Below are 16,903 nucleotides of genomic sequence, written 5' to 3' on the forward strand. Positions count from 1 at the left end.
GGCCGGCACCGCCGCCCCGGGCGGGGGCCGAACGGCCGCCGAAGCCGGGCCGGGTGGCCCGGCCCGACTGGACCCCTGAGCCCCATCACGGCACGGATCGCGCGAGGGAGGATCGAATCGGCGGGTTCGGCCGTCGCCGGAAGGGCGGAAGATCTCCCGGCCGTGCCGCGCACGGCACCGCGGGGCGCTCTTCCCGGACCCCGGCGGCGCCCGAACGCACGGCCCCGCACGGCGCCGCCACGTCCGTTGCGCGGCGCCTTGGGCCGACGGCCACGGCCTCAGGGAAGGAGGGCTTTCCGTGAACTGCTACGACTGTGCCCAACTGGGGCGGACTACCCCGGCGACGGCCGTGTGCCGGCACTGCGGCGCGGCGGTCTGCACCGCGCACGCCCGGGCCACCGGTGTCACCGTCCACCGCACCACGGGCATGGGGAGTTCCACCCGTCCGCGGCCCGCGCGCCGTATCACCTGCACCACCTGCTACGACGCCGAGCACAGCGGAGGCGTCGGCGCTCCCGTGCCGCACCGGACCGGCTTCGACCTGATCGGGGGCGGACGATGAGCCCCACCGGACGGGCCCCCACCTCCTACCGGGTACGGGCCCGCACCACGCCCACCGACGGCACCCTCGTCGAGGCGGCCGACCGGTCGATACCCGTGGACGCCTCGTGGGACCGGCCGCCCTCCGGGCTGCCCGGCCCCGCCGATCTGCTGGCGTCGGCCCTGGCCGCCTGCCTGCTGAAGAACCTCAACCGCTCGGCCCGACTGCTGCCGTTCCGGTATTCCTCCGCCGAGGTCGAGGTGACCGCCCGCCGCCAGGACACCCCGCCGAGGTTCACCGCGCTCACCTACGAACTGCGCCTGGTCACCGACGAGCCGCAGCGCCGGATCGACCTGCTGCACCGCAACCTGCGCGGCTTCGGCACCGTCTACAACACCCTCGCCTCGGCGTGCGACGTCGGCGGTCGCATCGTGGCCGTCGCCCCCTCCGGGGCGGAGGGCCGGTGACCACCGGCCGCCCGGCGCGGCGGGATTGTCATCCGGCCGGAGGCGCGGGGGTGGAGGCCGTCGCTCCGAGGAGTTCCCCGGCGAGCCGGCCGACGCGGCCGTCGAGGGCGTCCCGGACCGACCGGGCGCTCTCGATGTCGAGGCCGGTCAGGTCCGGCAGGTCCCAGTCCAGGTAGCGCCGGCCAGGCCGGACGGGGCACGCGTCTCCGCAGCCGAGCGTCACGACGACGTCGGCCGCGGTGACCACCTCCGCGGTCAGCGGCTTGGGGAACTCCCCCGCAGGGTCCAGCCCCCGCTCGGCCAGCAGGCGCTCCACCACCGGGGAGAGTCCCGCCGCTGGCGCGGACCCGGCCGTCATCACCCTGATGGTGCCGTGCGCGCGGGCCCGCAGCAGGGCTGCGGCCAGTTGCGACCGGCCGGCGTTCTCCGTGCACACGAACAGCACCTCCGGCACGGGCTTGGGCGAGAGTCCCAGCCCTCGGGCCAGCGCGCCCAGACGCTGGTCGGCGAAGCGTTCGATCAGCACCGGCAGATGCTTCCCCACACGCGCCCGGCCCGCGAGCCCTGCCGCACACTCCTCGACGTAGGCCCGGACCGTGTCACGGGAGAAGGACCTGCTGTGGCGGCCCGCCAGCCTGACCGTGATGCGTTCGAGTACGGCGCCGGTGTCCCTCAGGGGCGGGGTCGCACGGCCCGGGAGTACTGAGTCGTCCATGGCGTGCCTCGTTTCGGTCCCGGCGGGAACGTCCTTGGCCTCCCCGCCCCAGGAATCATAGGTGAACATCTATGCAAGGGACAGGCATGCCGCAAAAGTGAACGCTCGGTGAACAAGTTCCGCACGAACACCGCCGCCCCCGGTCGGCCTGCTCGAACACCCTTATGGTGAATAGATGGCTGTCACTGCACACGGAATCTCGGAGACGGTGGTGAACGAGGCGGATCCGGGGACCTGCACCCCTCACCTGTCCTGCCTGCTGATCGACCGCGCCGAGGCGGAACGCCTCGCGGTCGTCCTCAAGGCCATCGCCGACCCGACCCGGTTGCAGATCCTGCGCCTGATCGAACGCACGCCGGCCGGTGAGGCGTGCGTGTGCGATCTCACCGACTGCCTGGGGCTCCGGCAGCCGACGGTCAGCCACCACCTGAAGATCATGACCGAGGCCGGGCTGCTGAACCGCGAGCGCCGCGGCACCTGGTCCTGGTTCTCGGTCAACCACGAAGGGCTGCGCAGCCTGCGCGAGATCCTGGAACCCTCCCCGGTCCTGAGCCCTGACCGTGAGGAGTCTCCCGCGGCCGCCTGAGTAAGGGCGGCGCCGCCCGGCGGCTCCAGCCGCGAGCCGCCGGGGGCCGCCGTGCCGCACGTCAGGACAAGGTCGCGATGACCTCGCGCACCTGCTCGACGACGTTCCCGGGCAGCGGGGCGTAGTGAAGCTCCGGCAGAGCACGTTGTCCTTCCTCCCCGGCCATGTAGGCGAGAAGGGACTTCAGGGCGGGCAGGGTCTGCTTCTGGTTGCCCGTGTCGCACACGACCTCGTAGGTAACCAGGACGATGGGATAGGCACCCGCCTCGGAGGTCCCGTAGTCGAACCTCATGGTCATGTCGTTGCCGGTGCCCGTCACTTCGGCGGCGGCCAGGCCGGCTGTCGCGTTCTCGGCGGAGGGGCCGACGGGTTCGGAGGCGCCGGTGTCGATCCGGACCGTGTCGATGTGCCCGGCCTCGGCGAAGGACAGCTCGAAGTACCCGATCGCGCCGTTGGACGCCAGCACCGCGGCCGCCACGCCGTCGGAGCCGTCGGCGGACTGACCGCCCCTGCCCTGCCAGGCCTTCTCCTTCGGGTACGGCCACTGGCGCGGGACCGCGCCCGACAGGTACGCGTTGAGGTTCTGGGTGGTGCCCGACTCGTCCGAGCGGTGCACCGGGAGGACGGGGACGGAGGGCAGTTCGGTACCTGGGTTGAGCCGCCGGATGTCCGGGTGGTCCCAGGTGGTGATCCGCGCGTCGAAGATCCCGGCGATGGCGGGTGCGTCGAGGACCAGGTCGTCCACGCCTTCGAGCTGGTAGCCGATGGCGATCGGGCCGCCGACCATCGGCAGGTCGATGGCCCTGCCTCCGGGGCATACCTCCTTGGACAACTCCACCTCGCCGGGCTTCAGCGCGCTGTCGGTGCCGCCGAAGACCGTCGCCCCGCGCAGGAACTGCGCCACCCCGGCGCCGGAGCCCAGGGGGCGGTAGCTGATCTGTACGCCGGGACAGGCTCGTTCGTACTCCTCGACCCAGTATTCGAGGGCGTTCTGCTGGGCGGTGGAGCCGGAGGCGAGCAGTTTGCCGTTCCCGGCACAGCCGATGTCCGCGGCGGCCGGCGGGACGGACGGCTGCCCGCCGTCCCGTTCCGGGCCCGCGGAATCGCAGGCCGGCAGCAGCAGCACGGCCGCCGCCGCGATCGCGGCGGCGAAGGCGCCCGTTCTCCTGCCCGCACATGCCGGGCTTGTGCGCTGCACCACGTTCTCCTTCGGAGGTTCACGTCTGTGGGGGCCGGGCGGCACATGCGGGATCCCGCACGGAGCGGCGACCCGGCACACCCCGGCCGAGAACATAGATGCTTACCGATGCCTCTTCGGGATTGGCGACGTCCGGGCGAACATCACCTGTCATGTTCCCGATTCCCAGGTGAGATCGCGGTGGCGAAGTGCGCGGGCAGGGCACATCTCCCGTTTTCGCGACCTGTGCGACATGTGTCCGGGATAGGTACTGAAGTGCGCAACCGGATGCTCGTGATGTCTGTAAGCTTCTGCCGCTCATCACACTATTGAGGGGGGACCTCACTTGCGTAAGCACGTTGTCACCGCCACCGCCGTCGCGGCGGGCACGCTGGCCGTCCTGGCCGCCACCCCGGCCCAGGCCGCCGAGTACTCCTCGGCGCTGAAGATCCGGGGAGCCCAGTACGACGCGCCGGGCCGGGACTCCAACAGCTGCTCCACCGGCAACACGCGCGACGAGTACCTGACGATCAAGAACTACTCGTCCTCGGCGACCATCAACCTCAAGGGCTACCTCGTCAAGGACGCGGCGGGCAACAGCTTCCGGTTCACCGTCAGCCACTACCTCCAGCCCGGCGACTACATCAAGCTCCGCGGCGGCAACGGCACCGACTCGGACGGCGACAACGTCGTCTACCGCGACAACTGCAACTTCATGTGGAACAACGACAGGGACACGATCTACCTGTACAAGCCGTCCGGCAGCCGCGCCGACGTCCACGCCTACACCAGGTCCGCGAACGACCCCGACGGCGACGGTTACATCCGCTTCCACTGAGGCCGGCCGCCCGCGGGCCCCTCGTCCACCGGGCACGGGGCCAGGTCCGGCGAACCGTCCCGCCGGTGGACCGTGTCACCGGCGGGCTATTCGCAGACCGTGCCGCGCGGCCGGACGAGCCCCGTCTCGTACGCCAGGATCGTCGCCTGCACCCGGTCGCGCAGCACCAGCTTGGTCAGCAGGGCGTTGACGTGCGACATGACCGTGCCTGTGGTCACCCCGAGCCGCACGCCGATCTCGGCGTTGGCCAGGCCCGAGGCGATCAGCAGGAGCACTTCCCGCTCCCTGGGGGCCAGTTCACCCAGCGTGCCGGTCCTTCCGGGCGGAACGGGCGCTCCCTGGGCGAAGGCGCCGATCAGCCGGCGGGTGACGGCCGGGGCCGGTATGCCGTCCCCGTCGGCCACCACGCGGATGGCCGTGAGCAGGTCCTCGGGCTGGGCGTCCTTGAGCATGAAGCCCGAAAATCCGGCTCGCAGCGCCTCGTACACGTACACGCCGAGGTCGAACGTGGTGAGCACCAGCACCTTCGGCCGGCCCTGCAGCGCCGTGATCAGCCGGGTCGCGGTCAGTCCGTCCATGCCCGGCATCCGGATGTCCATCAGCACCACGCCCGGGGCCGTCCGCCCGGCCAGTTCGACCGCGGCCGCCCCGTCGCCCGCCTCGCCCACCACGGACAGGTCGGGTTCGGCGTCGGTGACGGCGGCGAACCCCGAGCGCACCTTCTCGCCGCCCTGCCCTACCACCGGATGTCTCGGCACACCGGACGCCACCGCTGGTGGCGGCCCCAGCTCGGCACCCTGCTGCCGGCCTGCGGCTGGATCGTGGCCGTGCACGCTCTGAACAACCTGCTCGCCTTCGGCCTGTCCGCGGCCGTCGTCGGCGGGCTCTCGTCGGAGGGGACGGCTGCCGACGCACCCTGGCAACCGGCCGCCGTGGACATGGTGGTGGCGGTCTACACCGCGATCGTGCTGTGGCTCGCCCGGCGGCACCGGCCCTTGAGTGTCTCTCCTCAGGCACAGTTGCTCGCGGGGCCGGACGGCGCGGCGCTGGCGGACGGCGCGGCGCTGGCGGACGGCCGGAACACCTCTCCGGCGCCGGAGTACTCCGGCTACGTGTCGCCGAGTGGTCCGCGGCAGTAGGAAACTGTTCCGGTGCACGGCGTCGAATCAGCCGCCGGTGCTCCGGGCTCACATGGATGTCCGTGTACGTGATCGTGCGTTCGACCAAGGGAATCACCTGATGTTCAGGCCTCGTTCTGTCCGGGTTGTTGTCATGTATGCCGCTCTCTGCCTCACCGTCGCGGCATGCGGCGGTGCCGAGGTCTCGGAAGACCTGGCGGCGGGTGAGATCGTCGAGCGCACCCAGCAGAAGGCCTGGCTCGCGCGATCCTTCCGGCTGCGGCTGGAGTCGGAGGCGGAGAAGACCAGCGCGGACCTGATGATGGACATGTCCGGCAACTGCAGCGGGAAGATCACGAATTCCGACGGGTCGTTCGAGGTGGTCAAGCTCATCGACCAGGTGTGGGTGCGGCCGGACGATGCCTTCTGGGAGAAGCAGCCGGACTCCTCGGGCGGTGAGGTCTCGGGCAGTGCTGCGTCGAACACCGCCGCGGCCGCGGCGCTCCGGGGCAAGTACGTCCACGGTCCGGCCTCGCACGCGTTCTTCAAGAGTGTTCTCGTCCTCTGCGACAAGCGGCAGCTGACCGGTTCGGTCTTCGCGGAGCCCGCCGGCCGAAACCTCACCTCCACCAAGAAGGGCACCGCGGTCGTCGACGGGCAGCCGGTACTGGTGGTGAGTGTCGAACCGGAGGAGGGGGACGCCTCGACCGTCTACGTGGCGGCGGAAGGCAAGCCGTACCCGCTGAAGGTCGAGAAGGGCGGGGAGAAGGCCGAGACCCGCCTGCTCAGCGACTTCGAGCTGACGGTGCCGAAGAAGACGCCGCCGGAGGGAGAGACGGTACCTGTCTCCAGGCTGGAGGAGCTGCAGAAGGGCGCGCTCTGACATCACCGCGGACGGCGCCGTCCGTACGTCGTGCGGCAGAAGCCCGGTTCCATTCGGACCGCTCCGGAGACCGGCCCCTTGCCCGCACGGCGGACCGCCGCGGTCACCGGCGCCGGGCGTTGCCGGCCGGCTCGGTGTCGGTGGGCCGGTCGTCGGTGTCGGTGGCTTGGCCGCGGGTCGCGACCAGCGACCAGGCGATGGAGACGGTGATGGTGCCGGCGATCACGCCGAGGGTCAGGGGGATGGGCAGCTTGCCGACGGGGGTCTCGGACAGGATCAGCTTGATCCCGGCGAAGGCGAGCAGGACCGCGAGACCGTAGTGGAGGTAGGTGAAGCGGCGCAGCAGTCCGGCGAGGCAGAAGTACAGGCTGCGCAGGCCCAGGACGGCGAAGGCGTTGGCGGTCCACACCAGGAAGGTGTTGGTGGTGATCGCGAGTACGGCCGCGACGGAATCGACGGCGAAGATCAGGTCGGTGGCCTCGACGGCGACCAGGACCACGAACAGCAGCGTGGCCACGCGCTTCCCGTTGACGCGGAGGAAGAACTTGTCGCCGTGGAACTTCGGATCGGTGGGGATGATCTTCTTGACCAGGCGGACGACGGGGTTGCGGTCGGGGTGGACCTCCTCGTCCTTGGAGAAGGCCATCCTCCAGCCGGTCCAGATCAGGAACGCGCCGAAGAGGTAGGCGGTCCAGAAGAACACCCGGAGCAGTTCGGCCCCGGTGAAGATGAACACCAGCCGTGCGGCGAGCGCCCCGATGACACCCCAGAAGAGGACCTTGTGCTGGTAGGCGTCGGGGACGGCGAAGAAGGAGAAGACCAGGGCGAAGACGAAGACGTTGTCGATCGACAAGGCCTTCTCGATCAGGTATCCGGCGTAGTAGGTGGAGGACGCCTCCCCGCCCTGCCACGCCAGAAGGACGAGGCCGAAGCCGAGGCCGATGGCGATCCAGATGCCGCTCCAGACGGCGGCCTCGCGGAAGCCGATCACGTGGTTGTCGCGGTGCGCGAGCAGGTCGACGGCGAGCATGACGCCGATGCCGACGGTGACCGCGGCCCACATCCACAAGGGGACGGCGAACGACAGGTCATTCATCGCGGAACGTTTCCTCTCCGGAGGCGGGACAGGTCACAAGCGGGGGAGGACACGGTCACAACGAGGGCAGGCGCAGGGGAACCCAGGCACCGGGAGCGACCGCGTGGACACAGGGGCCGCCGCGCAGGCCAGCGGCCTCGATCAGACTGAAGACGTCGAGCCCCTCCGGGCCGCGGCGGGCAGCCACTACGTCCGGGGCTCGGCGACGGGCGGCCAGCGTCAGCAGTTCCTTCGCCGCCGCCAGCCGAGAAGGCCGGCCCGGGGGCAGGTGGAAGACCTCGTGGATGCAGTCCAGGGCGAGGGGGCCGAGCTTCGGCATGACCCGGCCCGGCACGGCCCGTGCCGGGCCCGAGGCCGGGCCCGGGCCGGTGTGCTTCGCGTCCGGGGGCAGCACCGCGATCAGCAGCAGCGGAGCCCGGCGGGCCCGCGCGAGTCGCGCCGCGGTCTCGGCGACCGCGACGTCGTCGACGCGGTCGGTGAGCACGGCCGCCACCGGCTGCGCGAGGCCTGCCCGTGCGTGGAGCGGTTCACGGACGCGTGCGGGGTGGGAGAGCGGTCGGGTCATCGGCGCTACCCGCCTTCCTCTAACGGAGGGAATGTCCTAATCGTCACCCCGTCGCGGGACACCCGTCAAGAGTTACACGAAAATATTTTCGCTAATAAGCGTTCGCCTGAAGTGCCCCCGCTCGGCGGAGACGTGATCCGGCCGCTCGGCCCGGTGATGACCGTGACGGCCAATGCCGTGAGCCACCCGCTCTCGGGGTGGTCATCCGCGCGCGATCGGCAGGCGGGAGCCGCGCCCCAGGTCGCGTACGAAGCATGTCGAGCAGCGGCAGCTCGCCGGGCCGGAAGTGATTGCCTGCCGACTCGCTGCGGGCGCACGGCGTCGACGCCGCGCAGGCGGCACAGGTCGCCGCGCTCGTCGTCGCGGCCGTCGAAGGCACAGTGGCCCTGTGCCGCGCCAGGCGCAGCACCGAGCCCCTCGATCGCACCACGGCCCAGCTCCAGTCCCTCGTCGCCACCGTGATCAAGGGCTGAGGGGGCCGCCGTGGGCAGGTGCGAGGCCGGGTACTCCCTGCAGTGGGCGCTAGGCGTCCGGCCGCGTACGGCTCGCGCACCGAGCGCCGCACGGACAGCCTCGGCCTTCTCCTCTGTGAGCACACCACTGCCGCGAGGAGAGGATCGGCATCATGCCGCCGCTGCCCCGGCCCACTCTTCGACCGGCCGGAAGGTCACCACCAGGCCGGTGACGGCTCCGCCACGGCGCGGGCTTCGGCCATCGCGGTCAGGACGCGGCCGGGCCGCGCATCGCTCCCCGGCTCCGGCCCGGTCATCGCGGTGTCGGCCTGCGGACGGGCAGTGGTTCCCTCGCGGCGGCGGTCCCGGCGTCGGTGTCGGCGGTCGTCGGCCCCGGGGCCCGGGACGGTGGGGACCGTCGAACCGCCGCGGCGTCCAACCGGCCGTGCTGGCCGATCAGTTCCGCTATGCGGGCCCCACTGCGGCGGCCTTCCAGGTGCAGCCGGCCGGCGTTGACCCGATCGTCGGCGAGCAGGGTCAGCACCGCCGACCGGCCGGCCGCGTAAGTGGCGACGTAGCCCTGGGCCCCGTGCAGAAGGAGCTCGCGGAACTCGCCGCAGGAGGTGGCGTCGGCCACCCGGTGTGCCACACCGAGCGCGGCCGCGGTCAGCGCCGCGAGGCCTTCGGGTTCCACACCGAACGTGTCCTGGGCGAGCACGAACCCGTCGGTGCTGGCCACCAGCGTTCCGGTCAAGTGCGGTACACGGACCCGCAGTTGACGGAGCTCGTCCAGCATCTCCGTTACGGCATCCACGAGTGGTCTCCTCTCGGCGCGCTCGACGCGCACGCCTCGCAGTTCCTTCCCCCGCGGCTGCCCCGCGGTCCGCCCCGCGCGGCAGCCGGTTTCGGTGGCGCCGGCGAGCGGATGCCCCGCCGCCCCCACGGTTCGTGGCAGGGGGCGGGGCAGAGGTCGTCGCGCACGTCAGGGGCGGCGCGCCCACTCACCGCCCGCACGACCGTCGCCCGTCAGCGTGACTAAGAGACTACGCAAAGTGGCATCCCCGGGTTGAGGGTTCCCGCATTTTCCTCTGGCACACGACAGACCGCCCGGGCCGACGGTCACCAACGGTGCGCGCACCGAGCCGTTCGGGAGTCGGCGGGCCGCCGGAACCGCACGAGCCGTGCCGCCGGGATCGGCGGCACGGCTCGTGACGGGGTGACGGGGTGACGGGCGAAGGCCGGGGTCAGCGCGGTGCCATGCGCAGGGCGCCGTCCATCCGGATGGTCTCGCCGTTGAGGTAGTCGTGGTCGATGATCGCCAGGGCGAGCTGCGCGTACTCGTCGGGGGTGGCCAGACGGTGCGGGAACGGGACTCCGGCGGCGAGCCCGGCCCGGAACTCCTCGGACACGGTGGCGAGCATGGGCGTCTCGACGATGCCCGGTGCGATGGTGCACACCCGGATCCCGTACTGGGCGAGGTCACGCGCGGCCGGCAGGGTCAGCCCGACGATACCGCCCTTGGACGAGGCGTACGCCGCCTGGCCGATCTGCCCCTCGTAGGCAGCGATGGATGCGGTGTTGACGACGACCCCACGCTGGCCGTTCTCGTCGGCCTCGGTCTGCGCGATGGCCTCCGCGGCGAGGGCGAGGACGTTGAAGGAGCCGATCAGGTTGATCTGGACGACCTTCGCGTAGAGGCCGAGGTCGTGGAGGCCCTTCTTCCCGAGGATCCGCATCGAGGGACCGATTCCGGCGCAGTTGACGACCGTGCGCAGCGGGGCGCCGGACGACGATGCCGTCGCGACGGCCGAGCGGACCTCGTCGGCGTCGGTGACATCGGCCGGTACGTAGGTGACACCCTCGACCGCGGCGGCCTTTTCGATGCTCGCCGGGAGGTCGAGCGCGAAGACCTTCGCGCCCTGCTTCACCAGGGCGGCGGCGGTCGCCGCACCCAGTCCTGACGCCCCGCCGGTGACGATGGCGGCGGTGTTGTCGATACGCATTAGTGCTCCTGCTCCTTGCTCCGCACGGTGATGGTGCCCCGGTTGTCCTTCTTGAGCGCACGGCTGATCACCATGCGCTGGATCTGGTTGGTGCCCTCGAAGATCTGCATGACCTTGGCCTCGCGCATGTACCTCTCGACGGGGAAGTCACGGGTGTAGCCGTAGCCTCCCAGCACCTGGACCGCGTCGGTGGTGACCTTCATGGCGTTGTCGGTGGCGGTCATCTTCGCGACTGCCGCCTCGCGGCCGAACGGCAGCCCCAGGTCCTTGAGCCGGGCCGCGGCGAGCGTGACGGCGCGGGCCGCGTCTACCGCGGCGGCCATGTCGGCCAGCACGAACGCCAGCCCCTGGTGCTCGATGATGGGTTTGCCGAACGTCTCCCGCTCCCGGGCATAGCGCAGGGCGTGGTCCAGCGCCCCCTGGGCGAGCCCGGTGGCGACCGCCGCGATGCCGAGCCGGCCGGAGTCGAGACCGGCGAGGGCGATCTGCAGGCCCTGTCCCTCCGCCCCGATGCGGCGCTCGACGGGCACCCGTACGTCGTCGAACCGCATGGTCGCGGTGGCCGAACCGGTGAGGCCCATCTTGCGCTCGGGTGGGTCGGCGGACAGGCCGGGGGTGTCGGCGGGGATCAGGAAGCAGGAGATGCCGTGCGAGCGGTCCTCGGAGGTGCGGGCCATGACGGTGTAGAAGTCGGCGTGCCCGCCGTGCGTGGTCCATGCCTTGGCGCCGTTGACCACATAGTGGTCACCGTCCCGGACGGCGCGGGTGCGCATCGCCGCCGGGTCCGATCCGGCGTGCGGCTCCGACAGGCAGTAGGCGCCCAGCAGCTCGCCGCCCAGCATGTCGGGGAGCCACTCGCGGCGCTGTTCGCCGGTGCCGAAGACGGCGAGGGCGAAGCAGGACAGGGCGTGCACCGAGACTCCCACTCCGACGCTGGACCAGACCGCCCCCATCTCCTCCAGCATCTGCAGGTACACCTCGTACGGCTGCCCGCTGCCGCCGTACTCCTCGGGGTAGGGCAGGCCGAGCAGACCGGCGCGGCCGAGGGAGCGGAAGACGTCTCGGGGGAACTTCTCGCCCGCCTCCGCCTCGGCGACACGGGGGGCGAGTTCCTTTTCGGCGAGTTCCCTGGTGAGGCCGATGAGATCGGCTGCCTCCAGGGTGGGGAGCGTACGCGTCGCGGGCATGTGCACATCCTCGGGTGATACTGGATACGATACGAGAGTATCGTTTTTGGTACGCACGAGCCACAGTTCACAGTCACGCGTTCTCGATGTGACCCATTCGGCGGAGCCTGTCCGGAGGGACCCGTTCCGCGCCGCGGACGTGTGCTCGCAGGACCTGATCCAGCGCCGTGCCGACGGCACTTTTCCGTGCCGCGAACGCCGACGGTGCCGCGCGGGACGCCGCCCCGCGGTCCGCCCCCTCCGCGGTGGGAAGAGGGAGGAGGGGAGGACAAGTCAGGAGGAGACCGCGTGCACGACGAGCGAGGCGAGTTCGGCGTACGCCTCCGCGTCGCTCAGCCCCGTACGCGCCGTCACCTCACCTCGCTGGATGCCCTGCATCGTGGCGGCGACCATCTCGCCCACGAAGGCGGCGTGCACATCGCGGAACGCCCCGGCGGCCACACCTTCGGTGATCAACTGCCTGACCCGGTCGGCGGCATGGCGCGTGTTCGCCTCGTAGACCTCACGCGCGGGGGCGAAGTCCGCCATGTCGTCGAGGAAACGCTGAGACAGGGGCCTGAGCTGCTCGGAGACGGCCTTCAGATAGACCACGACACGGTCGGCGGGCGCGGAGGTGTCGGCGACCTGCTTCTCCACGGCGTCGGCCGCCGCCCGGAAGTAGCACTTGACCGCCTCCCGCACCAATTCCTGCTTGCTGCCGGCGAGTTGGTACAGGGTCGTCTTGGAGCAGCGCAGCCGCACTGCGAGGTCGTCCAGCGTGAAGGAGGCGAAGCCCTCCTCCGCGACCAGTGCCACCAACCGCCGGAGCAGGTCGGCCTGGCGGGCGGTGCGGCGGGCGCGTGGCATGACGACAGGATATCGGGCGATCTGCGGCTTCACGCGTCCGGTCCACCGCTTCCGCGTCCGGTGCCGCCCGGGCCGGGAGCGCTTCGTCCGGCCCGTGTGTGATGGCCGAAACAGAACGGCCGTTGAACAGCATGACGTAGCGCTGCGTACAACTTCTCGACCGAGGCCGCTGTCGGCCGACGAGGAGACCGCCCGATCGCCCCGGGCGAGCGCCAGTACGGAGTGAGGATCACATGCCACGGCTCGCGAGAGGTTCGACAGGCACCGCTTCCCCGGGAGCGGCGTGCCGGCCGGGCCGCGTCGTGGCCTCGGTGCTCCCGTCCGGCACGGCGAGATCCACCGGGCGGCGGGCCGCGGCAGCACCCGTGAGAGGCGCCGCCGCACACGGTCGGTGACCGATCACTCGAGACACCCGCCGTTCACCGGCGGATTCCCGCCGCGACAGCCGCAGCCGGGCGGGCGGCCACGTTCCGACGTCAGCCGCGCCCCGACGGCAGCCGCGCCCGAGCGCGTGACGCGGTCCGCGTCGGCGCTCACCACCTTCGGTGTCCGGTCCCTCGCTCGTCAGAGCCCCGGCACGCCGAACAACCCGGTATGCGAGCCCCGATGGGCCCTGCCCCCCCATGGGCCGGCCGCCGAAGAGCGGTCGCGTGCCGACGACGGAAAGGCAAGAAATGAACTACTGCTCCTTGTGCCGCAGGACTCTCAACGGGGTCGTGACGTGTCCAGGGTGCGGTGCGTACGACCCGCTGGCCGCGCAGGACGATCACCGGGAGCGCAGGGCGCTGGCAACGGCCGTGGAGGTCTTCGGCATTGGCGACGGCGACCATTCGCCCGCGTCCGCGCCCGATGACTCCACGGTGTCCACCACCGCCCTGTCCCCCGCGGCCGACCCGTCACACCCGTCCGACCCGTCCCAGCCGTCCCCGTACGCCCCGCACGCACCCGAGCCGGAGCCATCGGCGCCGGCGGCCCCCGGGCAGCTCGGAACACCGGGCGCCTCCCGGCCCGGGCACACGCCGCGGTGGAGCGGCGGGAGACGGCGCCGGGCCGCCGCCGCGGCGGCACTCGCGGTCGTCGGCAGCCTGGCGGGCGGTTCGTTCCTCATGGCGCAGGGCTCGCCCGGACCGTCGCAGGCGGCGTCCAAGCCGGACTCGGGCCCGCCCGCCGATCCTCGCACCCAGCCTGCCGAAGCCTCGTCCGCCGGCCCGGACCTCGCCGGGAGCAGGCCGTCCGCCAGGGGCAGCCGCCAGTCGAGAGGCACGGTGACCGGCACTCCTCGTGCGCCGGAGCCGCCACGGGAGACACGCTCCCCCGCAAGCCCCACGGCGGCAACGAGCCGGCCCCCGCTCTCCACCGGTGAACCGTCGCGGGAGACCCCAGGCCGGCGGCCCGGCCAGACCGCCTCGCCCTCCAGGACCTCCTCGTCCACAGCCCGTCCCAGTGCCGACGCTTCCCCCTCGGGCACTGCCACCCCGACGGCGAGCGGGTCACAGGTCCCCGTCCCGTCGGTCGTCCCGGAGGTCGCGGGTACGACGGGGGACGGGGACTGACGGGAACCGCGTCCGGCCTGCCGTCAGCGCGGCGGCCCGGTCGGCCCGGCAGCCTTGTCGTGTGCCGAGCCGACCGGGTCAGCCGTTGCAGGGAGCGGCGACGTCGAGGACCCAGGTGACGCCGAAGCGGTCGGTGAGCATGCCGTACAGCCGCGCTCACTGTGCCGCCTCCAGGGGGCGCACCACGGTCGAGCCCTCCGACAGCTTCTGCCACAGGGTGCTGATCTCGTCGGCGTCGTCGCCGCGCACGGTGACGAGGAACGGGTTCTCGCCCCGGGTCCAGGGCAGCGCGGAGGGCACGTCGTAGGCCATGACGTGGAAGCCGTTGTCCCCGACCACCTCGCCCCACATCACCCGGTCCGCCTCGTTCTCGTTCTGCACGTTGCCGGCGTCCTTGTATGGTGACGGCGACGGTGCGTCCGCCGAAGACGGACTGGTAGAAGCCCAGCGCCTGACGCGCGTCGCCCCGGAGGTTCAGCCGCCTCCGCTCGAGGCAGGCTGGGACCGGACGACGCTCAACGGCGCTCCAGAACGCCCCTTACGAAGGCCGCCTGCCCGACGTGCTGGAGGCCGTCCGCGATCACGCTCACCAGGCGGACGCCCAGGGTCACCGGAGGAGACCACGATTCGTCCACCACGCGGTCGAGGTCCTTGGCCCGGAGGCCCCTGACGAACGCCATCGTCTGTGTGTGCACCGCGTCGAAGTAGCCGAGGAGCGGTTCCGCGGAATCGACGCGGACCGCGCCAACCTGCTTGCTGGAGTGCCCGTATCCGGTCGCCCTGTCGGGGAAGGGCAGACCGAGTCGTCGTGCCCAGCCTCCGGAGAGCCACACCTGTTCCCGGCCGGCGGCCTCCGAGACGTGGTCGTCCTGGATCCTGGTGAGGTGCCACACCAGCCACGAGACGGAGTTGGCCCCGGAATCGACCCTGGCGTTCAGTTCGTCCGCCGACAGCCCCTCGACCGCGTCGTGCACCTCTTCGCGGATGCGCCCGAAGGCGTCTGACAGCACAGCTGCGGTGTCCATGGGGCGAGTCAACCGCGCGGCGCCGCGCGCACGGCACACGACACGCGGCGCATGCCGTGCCATGGGCGGGCCGACGGCACACTGCGGGCCGCTCCACCGGCCCTTCACCCAGTCCCCGCCCGCGCCGCGCCCCGGGAGGGGCAGCGCGGACGAGGTGCCCGGATCAGGTGGCCGCTACCGGATCTTGTAGCTGCAGCCCTTGGGGTTCTTTCCGCCGTCGTTGTCCGCCACCCGCTTGCCGTCGACCTTGATGACGCACGGCGCCTGCTGCAGGGTCCCGTCCTCCGCCTGGACCGATCCCGGGACGACGGACACCAGGTATCCCACCTTCCGTTCGGCGGCGGTGAGTTCGACGGTCTCCGTCTTCGTCCACGGCAGGGTCTGCTCATCGAAGCCACTGCCGGCTGCGTTGTACATGATCTGCGTCTTGCCCTTGCCGTCCACCTCCAGGGTCACCTCATGGGTCGCGTCATCCGCTTCGGCGGCGGTGGGCGACGAGCTGGAGGACGCCCCGGCCCCGCCGCCGGCGTCGCTCGCCTTCCCGTTCCCGGTCGTGTCGTCGCCGTCGCTTCCACAGCCCGTCAGCAGCACCGCCGCGACGAGCACAGCGACTCCGGCAACCGTCCTTCGCATGTTCCCCGTTCCCCGTTCCTCGTGATCTCGGTACCCGTTCCCCGTGGTACGGGGATCCGGCATCGGAAGATCCAATCATGCCCGACCGCGTGAAGGGCCCTGGCAGGCCGTGCAGAGTTCGCAGCGGCCGTCCTTCACGACGCTTCCCCAGCCGTGACACTCGTCGCAGTCACGGGCGAGGGTGATGTTCACGCGGTGGGCGGGGACGGGAGCGTTCGGGTGGGCTCCGTGGGTCATGCGGCCTTACTCCTCGGATAGAGGTCACGCATACAGAAACTATGACATTCTTCGCATAGTCATGCAATAGGCTGAATAGATCCCCACTCTCACACCTCGCGCCGGTGAGACGCGCACCGCGTCACAGAGGCCGAGGTGAGCCGGCCATGAGGTAGCTCACAACGGCACCCACCCTCGACCCGCAAAACGAACAAAGGGTTACGAACCACGGAAACGCTTTGCTCGGATATAGACCGATTGCATGCAGATTGCGGCGGCATTCAGAGGCTTCCCTCGTCGGCATGGGCTACTTAGGGTTGCCTTTCCTGGTGGTGCGGCCTCTGGTACACGTGTCAGTCCCCGCAAGCACCATCGGAAGAAGCCCCATGGACGAGAACCGCTCCCCCGCTTCCGGCCTCATACCCTTCACGATCGACCTCACCTTCGAGGAGGCCCGGCGTCGCGCCGAGGTGGTGACCGCCCTCGGCCCGGACTGGGACCCGGCGGCCGCCCTGGAGGGCGAGGACGCGGCATACGCGCTGCTCTACTCGGGCCTGGACGCCGACCAGCAGCGAACGTACGACATGCTCGTCGCCGCGGGCGTCCTGCCCGGAGGGGAGCCGGGCCGTGCGGCTTCCCATTGACCCGCAGGCCGACATCGCCCGCCGCGCCTGGGTGGACTGCCCCGGCTGTGACGACGCGCGCGGCTGCACCACCTGTGCCGACCGGCGCAACTGCGCCCAGCACTGGCGCTACCTGATCTCCAACAAGGGCACCGTGGTCCATCTGCAGTGCCCCAACTGCACCCACATGTGGTCCCTCGACACGAGGCGCCGGCCGGGCCGCCGCCCGGGCGCCGACCCCGCCTCCGGCACCTAGGGTCCGTCTTCAAAGATCGCTAGATGGTGGATCATGGTGGCGTGATACGCCGTCACGAACTCACCGACCAGGAGTGGGAGTTGCTCGCTCCACTCATACCGCGGGCCAAGACGGGACGACCGC

The 16,903-nt window shown here is 71.2% G+C and carries 20 protein-coding genes and 1 pseudogene; 9 read left to right on the forward strand and 12 right to left on the reverse strand.

Translation table 11 applies throughout. The annotated features are described in order from the left end of the window. Positions 1-298 precede the first annotated feature (298 nt). On the forward strand, positions 299-562 hold the full coding sequence (locus tag GUY61_RS20250) for a DUF2180 family protein (RefSeq protein ID WP_166631624.1): 264 nt from the start codon (positions 299-301) through the stop codon (positions 560-562). Beyond that, positions 559-1,008 (forward strand): OsmC family protein, encoded by a 450-nt coding sequence (locus tag GUY61_RS20255; RefSeq protein ID WP_166631625.1) that lies wholly within the window; start codon positions 559-561, stop codon positions 1,006-1,008. The genes GUY61_RS20250 and GUY61_RS20255 overlap by 4 nt, the downstream gene beginning before the upstream one ends. A gap of 28 nt (positions 1,009-1,036) precedes the next feature. Here the strand turns inward: GUY61_RS20255 and GUY61_RS20260 are convergent, their stop codons facing one another. Further along, positions 1,037-1,792, reverse strand: a complete 756-nt coding sequence (locus GUY61_RS20260) for a three-helix bundle dimerization domain-containing protein (RefSeq protein ID WP_243766605.1) — start codon at positions 1,790-1,792, stop codon at positions 1,037-1,039. A gap of 106 nt (positions 1,793-1,898) precedes the next feature. Between GUY61_RS20260 and GUY61_RS20265 the strand changes: the two genes are divergently transcribed. After that, complete coding sequence (locus GUY61_RS20265) at positions 1,899-2,309, forward strand: helix-turn-helix transcriptional regulator (protein ID WP_166631626.1); 411 nt, start codon at positions 1,899-1,901, stop codon at positions 2,307-2,309. Positions 2,310-2,370: 61 nt separating this feature from the next. Here GUY61_RS20265 and pstS read toward each other — a convergent pair whose 3' ends face one another. Further along, entirely contained in the window at positions 2,371-3,507 is a 1,137-nt protein-coding gene (gene pstS / locus GUY61_RS20270) for a phosphate ABC transporter substrate-binding protein PstS (RefSeq protein ID WP_313896756.1), read from the reverse strand. A 325-nt stretch (positions 3,508-3,832) separates the two neighbouring features. Between pstS and GUY61_RS20275 the strand changes: the two genes are divergently transcribed. Next, complete coding sequence (locus tag GUY61_RS20275; RefSeq protein ID WP_166631628.1) at positions 3,833-4,324, forward strand: lamin tail domain-containing protein; 492 nt, start codon at positions 3,833-3,835, stop codon at positions 4,322-4,324. An 86-nt stretch (positions 4,325-4,410) separates the two neighbouring features. Here the strand turns inward: GUY61_RS20275 and GUY61_RS20280 are convergent, their stop codons facing one another. Further along, entirely contained in the window at positions 4,411-5,082 is a 672-nt protein-coding gene (locus GUY61_RS20280) for a response regulator transcription factor (RefSeq protein WP_166631629.1), read from the reverse strand. Here GUY61_RS20280 and GUY61_RS39220 point away from each other — a divergent pair. After that, positions 5,071-5,463 carry a hypothetical protein gene (locus GUY61_RS39220; protein ID WP_208106233.1) on the forward strand — a complete coding sequence of 131 codons (393 nt, stop codon included), beginning with the start codon at positions 5,071-5,073 and terminating at the stop codon, positions 5,461-5,463. The two genes, GUY61_RS20280 and GUY61_RS39220, sit on opposite strands and share 12 nt — an antisense overlap. Before the next feature lie 133 nt (positions 5,464-5,596). After that, positions 5,597-6,325, forward strand: coding sequence for a hypothetical protein (locus GUY61_RS20290; RefSeq protein ID WP_166631630.1), 729 nt, complete (start codon positions 5,597-5,599; stop codon positions 6,323-6,325). Positions 6,326-6,428: 103 nt separating this feature from the next. Here GUY61_RS20290 and GUY61_RS20295 read toward each other — a convergent pair whose 3' ends face one another. Together GUY61_RS20295 and GUY61_RS20300 are read right to left on the reverse strand one after the other, a co-directional pair. Then, positions 6,429-7,421 carry a TerC family protein gene (locus tag GUY61_RS20295; protein ID WP_166631631.1) on the reverse strand — a complete coding sequence of 331 codons (993 nt, stop codon included), beginning with the start codon at positions 7,419-7,421 and terminating at the stop codon, positions 6,429-6,431. Positions 7,422-7,476: 55 nt separating this feature from the next. After that, positions 7,477-7,986, reverse strand: coding sequence for a universal stress protein (locus tag GUY61_RS20300; protein ID WP_208106229.1), 510 nt, complete (start codon positions 7,984-7,986; stop codon positions 7,477-7,479). A 290-nt stretch (positions 7,987-8,276) separates the two neighbouring features. Between GUY61_RS20300 and GUY61_RS20305 the strand changes: the two genes are divergently transcribed. Beyond that, positions 8,277-8,459, forward strand: a complete 183-nt coding sequence (locus tag GUY61_RS20305) for a hypothetical protein (protein ID WP_243766606.1) — start codon at positions 8,277-8,279, stop codon at positions 8,457-8,459. A gap of 292 nt (positions 8,460-8,751) precedes the next feature. On the opposite strand, the gene GUY61_RS20310 is transcribed toward GUY61_RS20305, so the two are convergent. From GUY61_RS20310 to GUY61_RS20340, 7 genes and pseudogenes are all read right to left on the reverse strand, one after another. Further along, positions 8,752-9,252, reverse strand: coding sequence for a roadblock/LC7 domain-containing protein (locus GUY61_RS20310; RefSeq protein ID WP_166631632.1), 501 nt, complete (start codon positions 9,250-9,252; stop codon positions 8,752-8,754). Between the two features lie 430 nt (positions 9,253-9,682). Continuing rightward, the gene (locus GUY61_RS20315) at positions 9,683-10,441 is read right to left on the reverse strand and encodes an SDR family NAD(P)-dependent oxidoreductase (RefSeq protein ID WP_166631633.1); all 759 of its coding nucleotides are present in this window, start codon (positions 10,439-10,441) and stop codon (positions 9,683-9,685) included. Further along, positions 10,441-11,628 (reverse strand): acyl-CoA dehydrogenase family protein, encoded by a 1,188-nt coding sequence (locus GUY61_RS20320; protein WP_166631634.1) that lies wholly within the window; start codon positions 11,626-11,628, stop codon positions 10,441-10,443. Before GUY61_RS20320 ends, GUY61_RS20315 begins: the two co-directional genes overlap by 1 nt. A 273-nt stretch (positions 11,629-11,901) precedes the next feature. Continuing rightward, the gene (locus GUY61_RS20325) at positions 11,902-12,474 is read right to left on the reverse strand and encodes a TetR/AcrR family transcriptional regulator (RefSeq protein WP_166631635.1); all 573 of its coding nucleotides are present in this window, start codon (positions 12,472-12,474) and stop codon (positions 11,902-11,904) included. Between the two features lie 1,631 nt (positions 12,475-14,105). Next, a pseudogene (locus GUY61_RS20330) lies at positions 14,106-14,505 on the reverse strand (VOC family protein). 37 nt (positions 14,506-14,542) lie between these two features. Next, a complete protein-coding gene (locus GUY61_RS20335; RefSeq protein ID WP_166631636.1) occupies positions 14,543-15,052 on the reverse strand; it encodes a mycothiol transferase in 510 nt (169 codons plus the stop codon). Positions 15,053-15,226: 174 nt separating this feature from the next. Further along, complete coding sequence (locus GUY61_RS20340; RefSeq protein WP_166631637.1) at positions 15,227-15,685, reverse strand: hypothetical protein; 459 nt, start codon at positions 15,683-15,685, stop codon at positions 15,227-15,229. 602 nt (positions 15,686-16,287) lie between these two features. On the opposite strand from GUY61_RS20340, the gene GUY61_RS20345 reads away from it, so the two are divergent. Next, positions 16,288-16,545 carry a DUF6400 family protein gene (locus GUY61_RS20345; RefSeq protein WP_166631638.1) on the forward strand — a complete coding sequence of 86 codons (258 nt, stop codon included), beginning with the start codon at positions 16,288-16,290 and terminating at the stop codon, positions 16,543-16,545. Further along, complete coding sequence (locus GUY61_RS20350) at positions 16,529-16,780, forward strand: hypothetical protein (protein ID WP_166631639.1); 252 nt, start codon at positions 16,529-16,531, stop codon at positions 16,778-16,780. The genes GUY61_RS20345 and GUY61_RS20350 overlap by 17 nt, the downstream gene beginning before the upstream one ends. The last annotated feature ends 123 nt before the right edge of the window (positions 16,781-16,903 follow it).

This window comes from Streptomyces sp. GC420, from assembly GCF_009916105.1.
Classification (GTDB): domain Bacteria; phylum Actinomycetota; class Actinomycetes; order Streptomycetales; family Streptomycetaceae; genus Streptomyces.